Here is an 18,127-nt window from a genome sequence, read left to right as displayed (position 1 = left end):
GGCCCCTGTGGAGCGACTGCAGGGGCCCTCAGCCCACTGCGTCGAGCAGCTCCGTCAGCCAGCCGGCACCGCGCGTCGTCGCGCCCAGACGCTCGACGCGTTCGCGCAACCCGCGGTCCGAGGTGACCACCACGACCGCCCCGTCGAGTTCACGGACGACGTCCACGAGCGCGTCGTCGCCACTCCCCGCAGCGTCGACGATCGAGACGCCGGCCCGCAGTTCGTGCCCGGGCTCTCGTACGCTGTCATCGGTGTGGACGCCGCGGGCCTGTCCTTCCACGACGGCGACGTAGGCCGGCCACCAGCGGTCGAAGTCGAGGTCGAGCGCCTGGGCGTCGAGACCCTCGTGCGCGAGGCGGCCGAGGCGCGCGACGAACCGCTGTGCGGCACCCGCACGGTCCTTCCACCACCCGTCGGGTCGCGAGCCGACGACGTTCGCGACGTCGACGACGACCGTGACGCGGCGCTCGAGCTGCGACCGCAGGCCGGGCCACGAATCGGCGAAGCCAGGGTGCAGAGGAAATGTCTCGACCTCGGCGAGCGGCACCCAGGCGAGAGCGATGCTCTCCGGGTCGGACACCACGGGCTCGAACGGCTCGACCGCCTCGACGATCACCGTCGTGTACGACCAGAACCCGAGATCGAGCACGGAGTCGAACCGCAGCTCGATCGACTCGGCGGGGACACCCGCCTCCTCGTGCGACTCGCGGACCGCACCGTCGACAGCGCTTTCGAACTGGTGACGCGCGCCTCCCGGGATGCCCCAGGTGCCGCCGAAGTGGCTCCAACCGGCCCGGTGCTGCAACAGCACGCCGCGCGCCCGATCGTGCACGAGGAGTCCTGCTGCACCGAACCTCCCCCAGAACTTGCGGCCGTCCCCGGATTCGACCCAGGCATCCCCTGCGTCCCGGAGGGGGCCGCCGGGAGGATGCGCATCAGTCATTGGACCAGCCTGGCACGAAACGCTGGGCGGCACCCCCTTGCCCACCGTCATCTCCACACCACGTGCAGAATATGTTATATATTGAACTCCAGTATTGCATCGGCAGCGCTCGCGCCCGCCGCACCGAACCCACGCGAAGGACCCTCATGGATGCACGTCAACGCCGGACGCGGGCACGGCTCGCGCGCACGATCCTGCAACTCGCCGCCGAACGCCCGACCTCCGAGATCTCCGTGTCGGAGATCGCCGCACGCGCCGGCATCAACCGATCGACCTTCTACCAGCACGCGGCGGCGCCGTGCGAGCTGCTCGAATCGGTCCTCGCCGAGGAGCTCACGGAACTGAGCATGACCCACCTGGCGACCGTCTCCGCGGACGACGCCCCGGCGGCGATCACCAGCGCCACAGTCGCCGCGCTCCGCCACATCGACGAGCGCGCCGACATCTACCGCGTCGGTCTCGGCGACGACCTCATCGGTGCGAGTCTGCAGCCGATGCTCAACCGCGTCTTCACCTCGACGGTGCTCGAGATCTTCGAGCGCGGGGCGATCACCCTGCCCCACGCCGAATGTCTGAGCGAGGAGCAGCGTGAGCTGTTCACGCGATCGGCAGCGCACTTCGTCGCCGCGGGCTCCGTCGCGGCGTTCCGCGTCTGGCTCGACACCCCTGCACCACGCGACATCGCGTCGTTCCTCGAGGTCATCGGCGAGCTGCTCCCGAGCTGGTGGCCGTTCCAGGCCGAACACGAGCCCGCCTTGGCGCCAGCGGACGAACCCGCCCTCGCTCGCCCCTGACCACGCCTCGACCAGGACGACGAAGGCCCGGGACCACTTCATGGAGTGGTCCCGGGCCTTCGTCGCCACCGTCAGGCAGACGGACGCCGCGGGTCAGCGCTGGCGCTTCTCGCGGACGCGCATGTTGACGTTGATCGGCGTGCCCTCGAAGCCCCAGATCTCGCGCAGGCGACGGACCACGTAGCGCCGGTAACCGGGATCGAGGAAGCCGGTCGTGAAGAGCACGAAGGTCGGCGGACGGCTCGCGGCCTGCGTGCCGAACAGGATGCGGGGCTGCTTGCCACCGCGCAACGGGTGCGGGTGCGCCGCCGTGAGCTCGGCGAGGAAGGCGTTGAACTTGCCGGTGGGGATACGCATGTCCCACGACTCGAGGGCGACCTCGAGGGCTGGGACGAGACGCTCCAAGTGGCGGCCCGTGCGCGCGGAGATGTTGACGCGCGGCGCCCAGGACACGTGCGAGAGGTCCTGTTCGATCTCGCGCTCCAGGTACTTCCGGCGTTCGTCGTCGAGCTGGTCCCACTTGTTGAAGGCGAGCACGAGGGCGCGACCGCTCTCGAGGACGAGGTCGATGATGCGCACGTCCTGCTCGCTGATCACCTCGGTGACGTCGATGAGGACGACGGCCACCTCGGCCTTCTCGAGCGCCGTGCTCGTGCGGAGCGACGCGTAGAAGTCGGCACCCTGCGACAGGTGCACCCGGCGACGGATGCCCGCGGTGTCGACGAAGCGCCAGATCTTGCCGCCGAGCTCGATCTGCTCGTCGACCGGGTCGCGGGTGGTCCCGGCGAGGTCGTTGACGACGACGCGCTCCTCGCCTGCGGTCTTGTTGAGCAGGCTGGACTTGCCGACGTTCGGGCGTCCGAGGATCGCGACACGGCGGGGGCCGCCGAACTCGTCCTTCGCGACGGCCGAGACCTGCGGGAGGACCTTGAGGATCTTGTCGAGGAGGTCGGCGACACCACGACCGTGGATCGCGGAGACCGGGTGGGGCTCGCCGAGGCCGAGGTTCCAGAGCGCTGCGGCCTCCGGCTCCTGACGGGCGTCGTCGACCTTGTTGGCGACGAGGAAGACGGGGCGTCCGGTCTTGCGGAGGAGCTTGACGACCTGCTCGTCGGTCGCCGTCGCACCGACCATGGCGTCGACCACGAAGATCACGACGTCGGAGAGGTCGATGGCGATCTCGGCCTGGGCCGCGACAGAGGCGTCGATGCCCTTGGCATCGGGCTCCCACCCACCGGTGTCGACGACCGTGAAGCGACGGTCGTTCCACTCGGCCTTGTAGTTCACGCGGTCGCGGGTGACACCGGGGGTGTCCTCTACGACGGCCTCACGACGGCCGAGGATGCGGTTCACCAGCGCGGACTTGCCCACGTTCGGTCGTCCGACGATCGCCACGACCGGCAGCGCCGGCAGGAAGCGGATCTCGTCCGGGTCCTCCGTCGCGCCGTCGAGGATGTCGAGGTCGTCGCCCTCGAGGTCGTAGTCGGCCAGGCCGGAGCGGAGGGACGCGGCCCGCTGGGTCGCGAGCTCCTCGTCCATGTCCTGGAGGCGGTCCGCGAGGTCGTCGGGGCCTCCGTCGAACTGCTCGTCATCGTGAGCCATGGGAGTTCCTTGCTGTGAGGGATTCGGTGACGCGGACGACCGCGTCGACCGTCTCGTCGAAGTCGATGTGCGTGGAGTCGACCGTGGTCACTCCGTCCGCCGCGTTCATGAAGTCGACGACCCTGGAGTCCGCCCGGTCACGCCGCTGCAGTTGTTCCGCGACGTCGCCGGCAGGGTGGCTCTCGAATTCCGCTGAACGCCTGGCCATTCTAGCCGCTTCGGACGCCGTGAGCAGGATCCGAGCCTGAGCATCCGGTGCGACCACCGTGGTGATGTCGCGTCCCTCGACGACGATGCCCGGGCGGTCGACGCCGGCGATGAGCGATCGGAAGGTCTCGTTGATCCACGCACGCACCTCCGGGACACGGGCGACGGCGGACACGACCGCCGTCACGCGAGGGCCGCGGATCTCGTCCGTGACGTCGCGATCACCGAGCGTGAACGCGGTCACGTCCGGGTCGAGGGAGACGGTGAAGGCGCCACCGAACGCGTCGAGCGAGCCGATCACCGCCGCCGAGTCCTCCGGGTCGACGTCCGCGTCGAGCGTGTGGAGCGCGAGCGCGCGGTACCAGGCGCCCGTGTCGAGGTAGCGGTAACCGAGCCGACGGGCGACGGCCTTGCTCACGCTGGACTTGCCGCTGCCGGCCGGTCCGTCGATCGCGACCACGACGGGTGCGTCAGGCGTCGTCGACGCGCCGGTGCTGGTGGGGTGCTGTTCGGTCATGTCTCTTCCTATACTTCCGCGATGCGCCAGCCGCGCGACTCGAGGTCGTCGACGGTGCGCTGCTTCACCTCGGGGAGGACCTGGACCTCCGCGAGACCGATGTTCGCGCCGGGCGAGTGCTCCAGACGCAGGTCCTCGATGTTGACGCCGATCTCGCCGAGCTCCGTGAACAGGGCGCCCAGCTGGCCGGGGCGGTCGTCGAGCAGGACGACGATGCTCGCGAACCGGCGGTTCTGGCCGTGCTTGCCGGGGAGCCGTGCGACGCCGGTGTTGCCGGCGGCGATCGTGTCCGCGATCGTGCGGCGAGCGCCCGGCACCTCCGGGTCCCGGAGCGCCGAGATGACGGACGCGAGGTCGGTGGACAGCTGCTCGAGCACCGGGAGGACCTCGGCGTGGTTGGCGCTGAGGATCTGGACCCAGAGCTCCGGCGCGCTCGAGGCGATGCGGACGGTGTCGCGCAGCCCCTGTCCGGCGAGCTGGATGGCGCCCTCCTCGGCGTCCTGCAGCTGGGCGGCCAGGAGGCTCGCGACGAGCTGCGGCGTGTGCGAGACGAGCGCGACGAAGCGGTCGTGTTCGTCCGGCGTCATCTCCATCGGGATGGTGCCGAGGTCGAGCGCGAGGCCCTCCACCTGCGACAGCGCCCAGGCGGGTGTCTCGGCGTCGCGGCAGATCACCCACGGGCGACCGAGGAAGAGGTCGGCTCGCGCCGAGATCGCTCCCCCGCGCTCACGGCCGGCGAGCGGGTGCGACCCGATGTACCGGGTGAGGTCGACACCGCGCTCGAGCAGTGCGCGGTACGGTTCGAGTTTCACGCTCGCGACGTCGGTCACGACGGCATTTGGGAACGCGGCGAGTTCGGCCTCGATGACGCGGGCGGTGACGTCCGGCGGGACGCAGATGACGACGACGGACGGGTCGTCGGAGGGTTCCGCCGCACGACCCGCGCCGTAGTCGACGGCGAGGCGCAACTGACTGGGCGATGCGTCGTCGAGGATGATGTCGACGCCCTTGGCGCGCAGTGCGAGTCCGATGCTCGCGCCGAGGAGGCCGGCTCCGACGATGCGGACCGAGCCCTGCACGCGCGCGGGAGCGGCGCTCAAGTCGCTCATGCCGTCGGCTCCGGCGCCTCCGCTGCCGTGCCGTCGGCCGCACGGGCTTCAGGACCGTGTGCGCGGGCGATGGTCAGGATGGCGCCGAGTTCGTCCTTGCTGAGCTCGCGCAACTGGCCGGATCCGAGCGTCCCGAGGTGCAGCGGACCGAACTGACGGCGCACGAGGTCGACGACCGGGTGGCCGACGGCGTCGAGCATGCGACGGACGATGCGGTTCCGCCCGGAGTGCAGCGTGAGCTCCACGAGACTGGAGCCGTCCTCGGTGCCGAGCAGGCGGGCCTTGTCGGCGGAGATCGGTCCGTCCTCGAGCTCGATGCCCGCGGTCAGCTTCGCGAGGACCTGGGGGGTCACCTTGCCCGTGACCTTCGCGATGTACGTCTTCTGCACACCGAAGGAGGGGTGGGCGAGCACGTGCGCGAGGTCGCCGTCGTTGGTGAGGATGAGCAGACCGCTCGTCTCGGCGTCGAGGCGGCCGACGTTGAACAGCCGTTCCTCGTACTGCTCGGTGAAGCGGCGCAGGTCGGGGCGACCGCGGTCGTCCTTCAGCGAGCTGTAGATGCCCACCGGCTTGTTGAGCATGAGGTAGCGCTTCGAGGCGTCGAGCTGGATGGCGCTGCCGTCGACGGACACGAGGTCGTGCTCCGGGTCGATCCGCGAGCCGAGCTCGGTGACGACGACGCCGTTCACCTCCACGCGGCCGTCCTCGATGAGCTGCTCCGACACGCGCCTCGAGGCGACGCCGGCGTTCGCCAGCACCTTCTGCAAGCGGATGCCCTCTGATTCAGTGCTGGTCACTGTCGAATCCTTCCCGGCCATCGTCGAGCAACGGCGAGATCCGCGGCAGCTCCTCGATGGCGTTGATACCAAGTTGGGTGAGCAGGAGATCGGTGGTGCCGTAGTTGATGGCACCCGTCTCACTGTCGGTGAACATCTCCGTGATGAGTCCACGCCCGAGGAGGGTGCGGACGACGGAGTCGACGTTGACGGCGCGGATCGAGGCGATCGCGCCGCGGCTGATCGGCTGCTTGTAGGCGATCACGGCCAGGGTCTCGAGCGCCGCCTGCGACAGCTTCGTCGGGTTCTGCGTCACGACGTAGTCGGTGACGAGCGCGTCGTAGTCGGCTCGGACGTAGATCCGCCAGCCGCCGCCGACCTCGCGGAGTTCGAATCCGCGTCGGACGCCACCGCGTTCGCCGTCGTAGTCGGCGACGAGGTCGGCGATGGCCCGTCTGACGGCTCCGACCGGCACGTGCACGGCAGCGGCGAGGTTCACGAGGCTCTGCGGTTCGTCGGCGACCATGAGGATCGCCTCGAGCGCCCGTGGGACGTCCGGTGCGGGCACCGGCGCGGGCTCGGGCGGCAGGCTCTGGGCGGCGTCCGTCGGCCGCCCGATCGACTCGGGTGTCGCGTCAGGCATCGTAATCGGCTCCCAGGTTGGCGAGGCTGTCGTCGTTCCAGGTCTCGGCGGTCCAGCGGAGCGTGAGCTCGCCGAGCGGTTCGATCTGCTCGAAGGACAGCGCGGCGTGCCGGTACAGTTCGAGCACGGCGATGAAGCGCGCGATGACCACGCCCTTCAGCTCCGCACCGGCCACGAGCTCGCGGAAGGTGTGGGACCCGCCGCGGCGCAGGATGGCGACGACGTGCGCCGCCTGCTCGCGGATGCTCACGAGCGGTGCGTGCAGGTGGTCGAGACCGACGGTCGGCACCTCGCGTGGCGTGAACGCGAGCGTCGCGAGTGCGCCGAAGTCCTGCGCGGTCAGCGTCCAGACGAGTTCCGGGGTCTGCTGGCGGTACTGCTCCTCCAGCCGGACCGCCCGGAAGTGCCGCGCCGCCTCCAGGTCGAGGCGCTCCGCGAACCACGCGGACGCCTGCTTGAACGCGCGGTACTGCAACAGGCGGGCGAACAGCAGGTCCCGCGCCTCCAGCAGGGCGACGTCCTCCGCGTCGACGAGTTCGCCCTGCGGCAGCAGCCCGGCGATCTTGAGGTCGAGCAGCGTGGCCGCCACGACGAGGAACTCGCTCGCCTGGTCGAGTTCGTCATCGGCCTCGAGCGTCCGCAGGTAGGCGATGAACTCATCGGTCACGCGGCTGAGCGAGACCTCCGTGATGTCGAGTTCGTGCTTGCCGATGAGGGTCAGCAGGAGGTCGAAGGGTCCTTCGAAACCCTCGAACGACACCCGGAACGACGGTGACGGTGCCGGTGCGGGGTCGACGGTCGTCGCCTCATCGGAGCGCGAGCCGGTGTCGCCGGCCGGAGGGAGGACGGCCACGGGCGTCCGCGCGGGATCAGGCGATCGCGCCACGGGAGATGAGCTCTCTCGCGAGCTGACGGTAGGCCTTCGCGGCGGCGTGCTCCGGTGCGAACTCGGTGATCGGGGTTCCGGCGACGCTCGCGTCGGGGAACTTCACGGTCCGTCCGATGACCGTCTCGAGGACCTTCTCGCCGAACGCGTCGACGACGCGCTCGAGGACCTCGCGCGAGTGCAGCGTCCGGGAGTCGTACATGGTGGCCAGGATCCCGTCGAGCTCGATCGCCGGGTTGAGGCGGTCGCGCACCTTGTCGATGGTCTCGATGAGCAGCGCGACACCGCGGAGCGCGAAGAACTCGCACTCGAGCGGGATGAGCACCCCATGGCTGGCGGTGAGGGCGTTGACCGTGAGGAGGCCGAGCGAGGGCTGGCAGTCGATCAGGATGACGTCGTAGTCGTCGGACACCTTGCGGAGCACCCGGGCCAGGATCGTCTCCCGCGCGACCTCGTTGACGAGGTGGACCTCGGCGGCCGAGAGGTCGATGTTGGCCGGAAGCACGTCGAGACCCTCGATGGCGGTGTGCTGGATGACCTCGGCCGGGTCCTTCACGGTGCCGAGCAGCAGGTCGTACACGGTGTTGGAGTCGTGGGTGGAGATGCCGAGACCGGCGGACAGCGCGCCCTGCGGATCGAAGTCGACGACGAGCACCCGGCGGCCGTATTCGGCCAGCGCGGCGGACAGACTGATGGTGGTCGTCGTCTTGCCGACCCCGCCCTTCTGGTTGCAGAGCGAGATGATGCGTGCCGGTCCGTGCTGCGCCAGCGTGGGCGGCACCGCGAACTCACGACGCGGGCGGCCGGTCGGGCCGTTCGGGTTCAGTTCGGCGGCGGTCTTGCGCGCAGAATCCTGCACTGCGCTCGTGTGCTTCGTACCGGCCACCGGTGTTGCCTCGCTCCCGCTTGCTGTCGTTCGAGTGACGAGTCTACCGGGCCGCGGGTCAGGCCTGCGGTGCCGCTCCGCCCGCGGTCCATCTCGCCCGGGGATGGGACTGCGTGTACACATCACGGAGGTTGCCGACCGTCACCAACGTGTACAGCTGCGTCGTCGCCACCGAGGAGTGACCGAGGAGTTCCTGCACGACCCGGACGTCGGCTCCGCCCTGCAGCAGGTGCGTCGCGAAGGAGTGTCGGAGGGTGTGCGGCGACACGTGCGACTCGAGTCCGGCGCGCTCGGCGGCACGCTGGAGGACGAGCCACGCACTCTGTCGGGACAGCCGCGCACCGCGCTGCCCGAGGAACAGCGCCGGCGTCGACCGACCGAGGCCGGAGAAGACCGGCCGGACGCGCACGAGGTAGCGGTCGACGGCGTCGCGGGCGAAGCTGCCGAGCGGCACGATCCGCTGCTTGCCGCCCTTGCCGAGGAGTCGGACGATGTCGGTGTCGATGACGTCGTCGACGTTCAGGCCGACGGCTTCCGAGACCCGGGCTCCGGTCGCGTAGAGCAGTTCGAGGAGCGCCTTGTCGCGGACGGCCAACAGGTCGTCGCCGTCGGTCGTCTCGAGCAGCGCGCGGACCTGGTCGATCGTGATCGCCTTCGGGAGCCGCCCCGGGAGCTTCGGCGGCCGCACCTCACGTGCGACGTCGACCTCGACGAGCTGTTCGTCGAGCAGGAACCGGTGCAGACCACGGATCGACGACAGCACCCTGGCGAGCGAGGACGCACGCACCGGCTGCCCCTCCGGTGTCCGGAGCGACGCCGTGTACTCCGACACGTGCGCAGCGGTGACGGCCGGCGCCTCGACGACGTCGTGCGCCCCGAGCCAGGCGAGGTAGCCCTCGAGATCCCGCCGGTAGGCGGCCTGCGTGTTGGCCGACAGGCCGCGCTCGATCGCGATGTGCCGCAGGTAGTCGGCGACCGCGCGATCGAGCGCCACGCCTCAGGCTCCGCCCGGCCCGATCGTGGAGTCGCCGCTGTCGCGCAGCGTCGACCACCCGCGATCGCGAGCCGCGGCGGCCGTGAGGACACCGAGCATCAGGATCGAGTTGTGGAGCCGACCGTCGAGTACCGCGGCCACGGCGTCGTCGAGCGGCACCCACTCCACGAGGATGTCCGCCTCCTCCTCAGCACGGGCGAAGGCCTCGGCGGTCGCCGTGAGATCACGCGCGAGATAGATGCGGATCGACTCGTTGCTGCCACCGGGCGTCGTGTAGAACTCCGTCAGCAGCTGGAGCGAACCGGCGACGAGATCGGCCTCCTCCTCCAGCTCGCGACCCGCGGCCACGGCCGGGTCCTCCCCCGCGATGTCGAGCAGGCCGGCAGGCAGCTCCCAGTCGCGCTCCCCGATCGGGTGGCGGTACTGCTGGATGAGCAGGACGCGCTCGTCGGCGTCGAGCGCCAACACCGCCACCGCCCCGGTGTGGTCGACGAACTCGCGCACGACCTCCCCGTCACCGTAGCGGAACGTCTCCCGACGGATGTCCCACACCTTGCCCGCGAACGCGCGCTCGGAGGACACCACCTCGACGGGGTGCGACTCGTCGCGCAACGACGCGGCGTCGCCGGTCGACTCAACCATTGGCGACGTCGAACAGCCGGCTCGCCTGCTGGCGCTCGAGCGAAGCACCGACGAGGCCGGCGAACAGCGGGTGCGCGTGGTTCGGGCGCGACCGCAGCTCGGGGTGCGCCTGCGTGGCGACGTAGAACGGGTGCACCTCGCGCGGCAGCTCGACGTACTCGACGAGCGTGCCGTCGGGCGACAGGCCGGAGAACTGGAGGCCGGCGTCCGCGATCTGCTGGCGGTAGCCGTTGTTCACCTCGTAGCGGTGACGGTGACGCTCGGACACCTCGTCCGCACCGTACAGCTCGGCGACGATCGAGCCCTCGTCGAGCTTCGCCGCATACAGACCGAGGCGCATCGTGCCGCCGAGGTCGCCGCCGGCGATGATCTCGACCTGTTCGGCCATCGTCGCGATGACGGGGAACTGCGTGTCGGGGTCGAACTCGGAGGAGCTGGCGCCTTCGAGCCCGACGACGTTCCGGGCGTATTCGATGACCATGCACTGCAGGCCGAGACAGAGGCCGAGCACCGGGATGCCGTTCTCGCGGGCGAACTTCAGGGCGCCGAGCTTGCCCTCGATGCCGCGGATGCCGAAGCCGCCGGGGACGCAGATGCCGTCGACGTCGGCGAGCGCCTTGATCGCTCCCTCGACGGTCTCGCAGTCGTCGGACGGGATCCAACGGATGCTGACCTTGGTGTCGTGGGCGAAGCCGCCGGCCTTGAGCGCCTCGGTCACCGACAGGTAGGCGTCGGGCAGGTCGATGTACTTGCCGACGAGGCCGATGGTGACGGCGTGCTTCGGGTGGTGGACGGCCTCGAGCAGGTCGGCCCAGCCACTCCAGTCGACCTCGTTCGTGACGAGACCCAGGCGGTCGGCGATGTAGGCGTCGAGGCCCTGGTCGTTCAGCATGGTGGGGATGTCGTAGATGCTCGGGACGTCGACCGCGTTCACGACCGCGTCCTCGTCGACGTCGCACATGAGCGCGATCTTGCGCTTGTTGCTCTCGGTCACCGGGCGGTCGCTGCGGAGCACGAGCGCGTCGGGCTGGATGCCGATGGACCGGAGGGCCGCGACCGAGTGCTGCGTCGGCTTCGTCTTCTGCTCACCGGAGGCGCCCATGTACGGCACGAGCGAGACGTGGACGAAGAACACGTTGTTCCGGCCGAGCTCGTGGCGGATCTGCCGTGCCGACTCGATGAACGGCTGCGACTCGATGTCGCCGACCGTGCCACCGATCTCGGTGATGATCACGTCGGGCTGGGGGGTCTCGGACGCCTGGAGGCGCATGCGGCGCTTGATCTCGTCCGTGATGTGCGGGATCACCTGCACGGTGTCGCCGAGGTACTCGCCGCGACGCTCCTTGGCGATCACGGTCGAGTAGATCTGACCCGTCGTCACGTTCGCGGCCTGGCTCAGCTCGATGTCGAGGAACCGCTCGTAGTGGCCGATGTCGAGGTCGGTCTCGGCGCCGTCGTCGGTCACGAAGACCTCGCCGTGCTGGAACGGGTTCATCGTGCCCGGGTCGACGTTCAGGTAGGGGTCGAGCTTCTGCATGACCACCCGGAGCCCGCGCGCCGTCAGCAGGTTGCCGAGGCTGGCTGCGGTGAGCCCCTTGCCCAACGAAGAAACGACACCACCAGTCACGAAGATGTGCTTGGTCGTGCCGTTGGAGCCCGAGACGATGCCGTCGGTCGGAGAGTTCAGGTTGCCCGCTTCAGAAGTATTCACCACGGGCTTTTATCCTACCATCCAGTTCGGGTTCATGTGTCGCTTCCTTCGCGGTCGCGTCGTCAGGAGGCTGCGAGGGCGAGCAGTTCGCGGGCGTGGGCGAGGCCGCTAACGGACTCCGCGAGCCCGGAGAGCAGCCGCGCCATCTCCGCCTCACGCTCGGCGCCGACGAGCTGGCGTACGCTCGACGCCGTCACCGAACCGTCTCCGCCCTTGACCACGCTCAGGTGGTTGTTCGCGAAGGCCGCGACCTGCGCGAGGTGGGTGACGACGATCACCTGCGAGCGTTCGGCGAGGGCCGCGAGGCGACGCCCGATCTCGATCGCCGCGGCTCCTCCGACGCCGGCGTCGACCTCGTCGAACACGAAGGTCGGTACGGGGTCCGCGCCGGCGATGACGACCTCGAGGGCGAGCATCACCCGGGACAGCTCTCCGCCCGAGGCGCCCTTGCCGAGCGGTCGGGGCTCGGCACCGGCGTGCGGCCGGAGGAGGAAGGCGATCATGTCCTTGCCGTGCAGCGTGAGGTCGTCGCGATCGGACACCTCGACGACGAGCTCCGCCTCGGCCATGGCGAGCGAGCGCAGTTCCGCGCTCGCGGCTGCGCCGAGTCGAGCAGCGGCTTCGACCCGGACGGCGCTCAACGTCGCGGCAGCGGCATCGACCTCCCCGGAGAGCCGTTCGACGTCACCCTCGAGCTGGGTGATGCGGTCGGAGTCGCCGTCGAGCTCCATGAGGCGGGTGCTGCCCGTCTCGAGCAGGTGCAGGACGTCCTCAGGGGTCGGCCCGTACTTCCTGGCGAGTGTCGCGAGCGTGGCACGGCGCTCCTGGACGACCTCGAGTTCGCGAGCGCCGTCCTCGTCGAGTCCGGCGAGGTAGCTCGAGAGCTCGGCGGCGATCTCCGCGGCCAGGTAGCTCGCGTTGGCGACACTCGCGGCGATCGCGCCGAGAGCGGGATCGTGCACCGAGGCCCGGTCGAGCTGCCGCCGCGCGCCTTCGAGGAGTCCGACGACGTCGCTCTCCTCGCCCGCCTCGGCCGAGACGAGTTCTCGGGCGCCGGCAGCAGAGAGACGGAGCTCCTCGAGGTTCGTCAGTCGATCGGCGCGCTCGGCGAGCTCGGCGTCCTCGCCGGGCTGCGGGTCGGCCTGCTCGATCTCGGCGAGCGCGACGCGCAGTTGCTCGGCCTCGAGGAGTCGCGTGTCGCGCTCGTTCGTCAGGGTCTCCAGTTCCGTCCGCAGCTCGAGGAGCTCCGTGTAGCGCCGCTGGTAGTCGCCGAGGGCCCGCTGGAGCGGTTCACCGGCGAAGCGGTCCAGGGCGTCCCGCTGGGCCGGCGCGGCCCGCAGCCGGATCTGGTCGGACTGCCCGTGCACGACGACGAGCTGCTCGCCGAGTTCGGAGAGGATACCGATGGGCGCCGTCCGGCCGCCGACGATCGCGCGGCCGCGGCCCTCGGCGGTCACGATCCGACCGAGCAGCAGCTCTGCCGCATCACCCGCAGGGTCGAGGTCTCCCCCGGCCTCGCGGACGCGCTCGGCGACCGCGCCGTCGCCCGGCACCAACCAGCGTCCCTGGACACTCGTCTGCTTCTGGCCCGCTCGCACGACGCCGCTGTCCGACCGCTGACCGAGGAGCAGCCCGAGGGCGGTGACCACCATCGTCTTGCCCGCGCCTGTCTCACCCGTCACTGCGGTGAAACCGGGTCCGAGTGGGAGCGTCCCGGACGCGATGACGCCGAGGTCGCGGATCTCGATCTCCTCGATCATGCGGTGCCCTCCTGATCGCTGTGGTGTCGGGTGGCCGTGGAGGCCGGGACGTGGATCGTGCCGGTCATCGGCTCCTCGCGTCCGACGGGGCCGCGCCAACCGGTGACCGGCAGCCGGAACTTGTTGACGAGACGATCGGTGAAGGTGCTCTCGTGGAGGCGCGCGAGGCGGACCGGCACCGAGGAGCGTCTGACGACCACCCGTGCGCCCGGCTGGAGGTCCTTGGCCCGGCGGCCGTCGCACCAGAGCACGCCGAGGCCGTCGGTGCGTTCCAGGACCTCGACGGCGAGGGACGACTCCGGGCCGACCACGAGCGGCTTCGCGAACAGGGCGTGCGCGCTGAGCGGGACGAGGGTGATGGCCTCCACCGACGGCCACACGACCGGGCCGCCCGCCGAGAAGTTGTAGGCGGTGGAGCCGGTCGGCGTCGAGATGACCACCCCGTCGCACCCGAAGGAGGAGAGCGGACGCTGATCGACCTCGATCACGACCTCGAGCATGCGCTCCCGACTCGCCTTCTCGACCGTGGCCTCGTTGAGCGCCCAGGTCTCGTAGACGACCTCCGCGCCGACCTTCACCCGGACGGAGAGCGTCATGCGCTCCTCCACGAAGTAGTCGCGACGCACGACGCGTTCGACCGTCTCGGCGAGGTCGTCGCGTTCACTCTCGGCGAGGAAGCCGATGTGACCGAGGTTCACCCCGAGCAGCGGCGCCGCCGATCCTCGGGTCACCTCGGCCGCTCGCAGGATCGTGCCGTCGCCGCCGAGGACGATCGCCAGTTCGATGTCGCCGAGGGAGACCTCCTCGTCGAGGATGGAGACGACGTCGAGCTCCGGGTCGACGGCGATGAGGTCGGCCCGCTCCAGCGCGCTGAGGACCGGGCGGACGCCCGCCTCCAGGAGCAGCCTGGACACGAGCACGGCGGCATCGCGGGAGTCGTCGCGACCGGTGTGCGCGACGACCAGGATGTTCCTCGGCGCGACCGCAGGATCGGTGGAATGTGCCATCGGGTTACGCTCCAGCCATCGAGGTGATCTGCTGCATCCATTCTGTCGGATTGGTTCCGTGCTCGGCCGATATCCACACCACGTACTCGCGGTTGCCGTGGGTGCCGACGATCGGCGACGGGATGAGCCCGGCCGTCCCCAGCCCGAGGTCCCAGGCCGCCCACAGGACGCCCGCGACGGCGTCGGCACGGAGCGCGGGATCGGTGACGACGCCCTCACGGACGCCACCACGACCGACCTCGAACTGCGGTTTGACGAGCAGGACGAGTTCCGCCGGTGACGCGACGACCGACACGAGTGCCGGGAGCACCTGGGTGAGCGAGATGAACGAGAGGTCGCCGACCACGAGCGACGGACGCTCGTCGAGGCCGGTGAGGTCACTGAGCTGCTCCGGCGTCAGGAAGCGGACGTTGCACCCCTCCACGACCCGCACCCGCTCGTCGTCTCGGAGCTGCGGCACGAGCTGGTCGTGCCCGACGTCGAGGGCGACCACCCGACGCGCTCCGCGCTCGAGCAGGACCTGGGTGAACCCGCCGGTGGAGGCGCCGGCGTCGAGGACGAGCGCGTCGTCGACCACGACCGGGAAGGTGTCCAGGGCGGCGAGCAACTTGTGGGCGGCTCGACTGACGTAGTGGTCGGCGCCGGCGACGGCGACCCGAGCATCCGGGTGGACCCGGTGGGAGGCCTTCACGATCGTGCGGTCGTCGACGCTCACGAGCCCGTCGGCGATGAGCTGGGCCGCATGGGTTCTGGAGCGGGCGAGTCCTCGCGCGGCGAGGGCGGCGTCGAGGCGGGCGGACTGCGCGGCGCCGTCCGGCGAATCGGCTGCAGCCGGTGCTTCGGGTGTGTTCTCCATGCGCTACGCCGACGTCTTCGGCGAGTCGCTCCCCTCGAGCGTCGCCCGGAGTTCGTCGACGAGCTCGCCGTACGCGGCGGCCCGCTCCTCGAGCGGCTGCTCGTCGATGAGGCGGACGCGGGACACGAGGCCGTCGGTCGGGTGCTCCGGTTCGTTCGTCACAGGGCAACCCTACCGGCCGCCACCGTCGCCGCCCCCGGGAACCGCTGTGGGCGAACACCCGTGACGAACCGCGCCTCCCGAGGGGTGGGCATCACTCCGCGTACAGGTGCTCCGGGACGTTGAGCCCGTAGATGGCCCGGCCGGACGCCCAGATCGCGGCGCACGCGGCGCGCAACAGGTCGATCCGCGACGGGCCGTCGGACTCCACCACGACGTCGTTCCCACGGATCCGCACCGTGGCCGCACCGACCGTCGCCGCCTTGCCGTCGCGCGACATGGTGGTGGCCGGATAGGGCTCGTGCAGCTGCCGCAGGTCCTCGAGGATGAAGGTCGGCCGGGAGTGCTGGTCGGCCGCGAGGACGTGCTTGGCTCGATCGATACCGGTCAGGACGAGGGCCGACGCGATCCCGGCGCGGTTCGCACCGAGGATGTCGGTGTCGAGTCGGTCGCCGATGAAGAGCGGCTTCGATGCGCCGAAACGCACCTTCGCCTCGTCGAAGATCGGAACCTCCGGCTTCCCGGCGACGGTCGCCAGACGGCCGACCGCTGTGTGGACGGCCGACACCAGCGTGCCGTTTCCCGGAGCGATCCCGCGAGCCTGTGGGATGGTCCAGTCCGTGTTCGTCGCGACCCACGGCAGCTCGGAGCCGTCGGCGGTCGGCGTCTGCAGCGCGAACGCCGCTTCCGCCAGCTGCGACCAGCCGACTTCGGGAGCGAACCCCTGGATCACCGCAGCCGGCGAGTCCTCAGCCGAGCGGGTGACGACGAAGCCACCCTTCTCGACCTCGTCGACGAGCCCGGCACCACCGACCACCAGGATCGTCGACCCGGCGGGCACGAGGCCGGCCAGCAGCCGGACCGCGGCCTGTGGGCTCGTGACGACCTCTGCCGGCGCGACGCTGAGCCCGAGGTCGGTCAAGTGCTGCGCGACGGAGGCGTCCGTCCGGGAGGCGTTGTTCGTGATGTATCCGACGCGAACGTGTTCCGCCGCCAGGTTCAGCGACTCCACTGCGTGCGGGATCGGGTTCGGACCGGCGTAGACCACGCCGTCCAGATCGGCGAGGACCACGTCGACGCCGTCGAGCGGGGTCACGGGCTTAGGCCTTCTCGTCAGCAGCGGACTCACCGGACGGCTCCTCCCCGGGCTGATCGTCGGATCCAGGGGCGTCAGCCGTGGGCGACTCGGATTCGTCGTCGAACTCGAGGAGCTCCTCCACGACCACCATCGTCTCGCCCGCGTCGTCCGCAGCGGACTGCTCGAGCGCCTCGGAGGCGATCATCGCCCGGTCGTGCCAGACGGCCGCCTCCTCCTCGCGACCGAGGACCTCGAGGGTCTCGGCGTAGGCATTGAACAACGCCGGGCTGTAGGAGAACGCACGCTTCGGGTCGAGCTGCGGGATCTGCAGCTCGAGCAGCGCGTCCTCGGTCTGCCCGAGGTCGAGCCGGGCCCCCGACATCGCGATCGCGAGGGCGACGCGGACCGGCACGTCGAGGGTCGAGCGGTCGACGGACCGTCCGAGTTCCAGGGCACGCTCCGGTCGGCCGACGCCGCGTTCACTGTCCACCATGAGTGGCAACTGGTCGTCCTTGCCGGAGATACGGCGGTAGGTCCGCAGCTCGCGAAGCGCGAGGGCGTAGTCGCCGGTCTCGTACGCGGTGATGGCGAGGGTCTCGCGGACCATCGCGATCCGGCCGGCCCGACGGGCAGCGGACATCGCGTGGAGGTGGGCCAACGCAGGATCGCTGTCGATCAGTCGCGCCGCCATCGCCAGGTGCTGGGCGACGCCGTCGGCGTTCTCCTTGCTCAGGGTCTTCAGCTCGTTCCGCGCACCCTTGTCGAGGTCCTGCGGCGTGACGTCGTCAGGGATCTCCGGGTCGTCGTGACGCGGCCGGATCGACTTGAGCTCGAACGCGATGCGCTCTTCTTCCGTCAGCTCGCGCTCGCGTCGGAACGCGTCGCGGTCGCCGCGGGCAGGAGCGCCATCGCGCGTCCACAGCTCGCGTCCACCGCTGTCGCGCCCGCGGTCGGGGCGGCCACCACGCTCAGAGGAGTGTCCACGGTCGGTCCGGTTCCCACGGTCCAGGCGATCGCCGGACGAGGGGCGGTCACCGCTCCGCGCAGGACGGTCCGACCGCTGCGGACGATCCCCCGACGATGAACGGTCCCGTTGCCAGGCAGGACGGTCCGACCGTTGCGGACGGTCGCCGGACGCCGGCCGATCCTTCTGCCAGGCCGGACGATCCGAACGCTGCGGACGGTCTCCTGATGAAGGACGGTCACCGCTGCGCGCGGGACGATCCGAACGCTGCGGACGATCCCCCGCCGCCGGGCGGTCACCGCTCCGTGCTGGACGGTCGGATCGCTGCGGACGATCGGTGCCACGAGCGCGATCATCGCGCCGTGCAGCACCACCGTTCCCACGGTTGTCACCGGAAGATCTCGGAGGACGTCGCTCACCCTTGTCGGGCTGGTCTGCTGACTGGTCACTCACGATGATCTCCACGGTGCTCGGACGCCGTCACCCGGCGTCAACCTACTGTTGAATTCTTGTCCCACGGTACCCGTGAAACGACGACTTAACGCAAAATGGCCACCCAAGAACCTTGGGTGGCCATTTCAACGAAGAAGTCC

Annotated in this window: 19 protein-coding genes; 2 read left to right on the top strand and 17 right to left on the bottom strand. The window is 70.2% G+C overall.

Annotated elements, in window-relative coordinates; genetic code table 11:
- Positions 1–28: 28 nt before the first annotated feature.
- Positions 29–943 (bottom strand): NUDIX domain-containing protein, encoded by a 915-nt coding sequence (locus tag QRN44_RS14510; RefSeq protein ID WP_285039468.1) that lies wholly within the window; start codon positions 941–943, stop codon positions 29–31.
- Positions 944–1,089: 146 nt separating this feature from the next.
- Between QRN44_RS14510 and QRN44_RS14505 the strand changes: the two genes are divergently transcribed.
- A complete protein-coding gene (locus QRN44_RS14505; RefSeq protein ID WP_285039467.1) occupies positions 1,090–1,737 on the top strand; it encodes a TetR/AcrR family transcriptional regulator in 648 nt (215 codons plus the stop codon).
- Positions 1,738–1,830: 93 nt separating this feature from the next.
- Here QRN44_RS14505 and der read toward each other — a convergent pair whose 3' ends face one another.
- The 16 genes from der to QRN44_RS14425 all read right to left on the bottom strand — a co-directional run bounded on the left by der (position 1,831) and on the right by QRN44_RS14425 (position 17,261).
- A complete protein-coding gene (gene der, locus QRN44_RS14500; RefSeq protein ID WP_079002645.1) occupies positions 1,831–3,339 on the bottom strand; it encodes a ribosome biogenesis GTPase Der in 1,509 nt (502 codons plus the stop codon).
- On the bottom strand, positions 3,326–4,063 hold the full coding sequence (gene cmk, locus QRN44_RS14495; protein ID WP_285039466.1) for a (d)CMP kinase: 738 nt from the start codon (positions 4,061–4,063) through the stop codon (positions 3,326–3,328). Before cmk ends, der begins: the two co-directional genes overlap by 14 nt.
- 8 nt (positions 4,064–4,071) lie before the next feature.
- Entirely contained in the window at positions 4,072–5,172 is a 1,101-nt protein-coding gene (locus QRN44_RS14490) for a prephenate dehydrogenase (RefSeq protein ID WP_175118234.1), read from the bottom strand.
- Positions 5,169–5,990, bottom strand: coding sequence for a pseudouridine synthase (locus tag QRN44_RS14485; protein WP_079002647.1), 822 nt, complete (start codon positions 5,988–5,990; stop codon positions 5,169–5,171). The genes QRN44_RS14490 and QRN44_RS14485 overlap by 4 nt, the downstream gene beginning before the upstream one ends.
- The gene (scpB, locus tag QRN44_RS14480; RefSeq protein WP_121290430.1) at positions 5,956–6,591 is read right to left on the bottom strand and encodes an SMC-Scp complex subunit ScpB; all 636 of its coding nucleotides are present in this window, start codon (positions 6,589–6,591) and stop codon (positions 5,956–5,958) included. Before scpB ends, QRN44_RS14485 begins: the two co-directional genes overlap by 35 nt.
- Entirely contained in the window at positions 6,584–7,444 is an 861-nt protein-coding gene (locus tag QRN44_RS14475) for a segregation and condensation protein A (RefSeq protein WP_502928644.1), read from the bottom strand. Before QRN44_RS14475 ends, scpB begins: the two co-directional genes overlap by 8 nt.
- Before the next feature lie 16 nt (positions 7,445–7,460).
- Positions 7,461–8,336, bottom strand: coding sequence for a ParA family protein (locus tag QRN44_RS14470; protein WP_071260744.1), 876 nt, complete (start codon positions 8,334–8,336; stop codon positions 7,461–7,463).
- Between the two features lie 85 nt (positions 8,337–8,421).
- Positions 8,422–9,357: a site-specific tyrosine recombinase XerD gene (gene xerD, locus QRN44_RS14465; RefSeq protein ID WP_285039465.1), complete on the bottom strand. Its 936-nt coding sequence runs from the start codon at positions 9,355–9,357 to the stop codon at positions 8,422–8,424.
- A 3-nt stretch (positions 9,358–9,360) separates the two neighbouring features.
- A complete protein-coding gene (locus QRN44_RS14460) occupies positions 9,361–9,999 on the bottom strand; it encodes an NUDIX domain-containing protein (RefSeq protein ID WP_285039464.1) in 639 nt (212 codons plus the stop codon).
- The gene (pyrG, locus tag QRN44_RS14455) at positions 9,992–11,686 is read right to left on the bottom strand and encodes a CTP synthase (RefSeq protein ID WP_199862395.1); all 1,695 of its coding nucleotides are present in this window, start codon (positions 11,684–11,686) and stop codon (positions 9,992–9,994) included. Before pyrG ends, QRN44_RS14460 begins: the two co-directional genes overlap by 8 nt.
- An 86-nt stretch (positions 11,687–11,772) precedes the next feature.
- Positions 11,773–13,470: a DNA repair protein RecN gene (recN, locus tag QRN44_RS14450; RefSeq protein ID WP_285039463.1), complete on the bottom strand. Its 1,698-nt coding sequence runs from the start codon at positions 13,468–13,470 to the stop codon at positions 11,773–11,775.
- Positions 13,467–14,477, bottom strand: coding sequence for an NAD kinase (locus QRN44_RS14445; protein ID WP_121290417.1), 1,011 nt, complete (start codon positions 14,475–14,477; stop codon positions 13,467–13,469). The genes recN and QRN44_RS14445 overlap by 4 nt, the downstream gene beginning before the upstream one ends.
- A gap of 4 nt (positions 14,478–14,481) precedes the next feature.
- Complete coding sequence (locus QRN44_RS14440) at positions 14,482–15,333, bottom strand: TlyA family RNA methyltransferase (protein ID WP_175118228.1); 852 nt, start codon at positions 15,331–15,333, stop codon at positions 14,482–14,484.
- A 3-nt stretch (positions 15,334–15,336) separates the two neighbouring features.
- On the bottom strand, positions 15,337–15,495 hold the full coding sequence (locus tag QRN44_RS14435) for a hypothetical protein (protein ID WP_167620469.1): 159 nt from the start codon (positions 15,493–15,495) through the stop codon (positions 15,337–15,339).
- 91 nt (positions 15,496–15,586) lie between these two features.
- Positions 15,587–16,588: an HAD-IIA family hydrolase gene (locus QRN44_RS14430; RefSeq protein ID WP_240555473.1), complete on the bottom strand. Its 1,002-nt coding sequence runs from the start codon at positions 16,586–16,588 to the stop codon at positions 15,587–15,589.
- 4 nt (positions 16,589–16,592) lie between these two features.
- A complete protein-coding gene (locus QRN44_RS14425) occupies positions 16,593–17,261 on the bottom strand; it encodes a hypothetical protein (RefSeq protein WP_285039462.1) in 669 nt (222 codons plus the stop codon).
- Between the two features lie 114 nt (positions 17,262–17,375).
- Between QRN44_RS14425 and QRN44_RS14420 the strand changes: the two genes are divergently transcribed.
- Positions 17,376–17,654, top strand: coding sequence for a hypothetical protein (locus QRN44_RS14420; RefSeq protein ID WP_285039461.1), 279 nt, complete (start codon positions 17,376–17,378; stop codon positions 17,652–17,654).
- The last annotated feature ends 473 nt before the right edge of the window (positions 17,655–18,127 follow it).

The organism is Plantibacter sp. lyk4-40-MEA-4 (assembly GCF_030209415.1).
GTDB classification, from domain to species: Bacteria; Actinomycetota; Actinomycetes; order Actinomycetales; family Microbacteriaceae; genus Plantibacter; species Plantibacter flavus_A.
The sequence above is the reverse complement of the archived record's forward strand: the minus strand, read 5'-3'. Positions and strand labels throughout refer to the sequence as shown.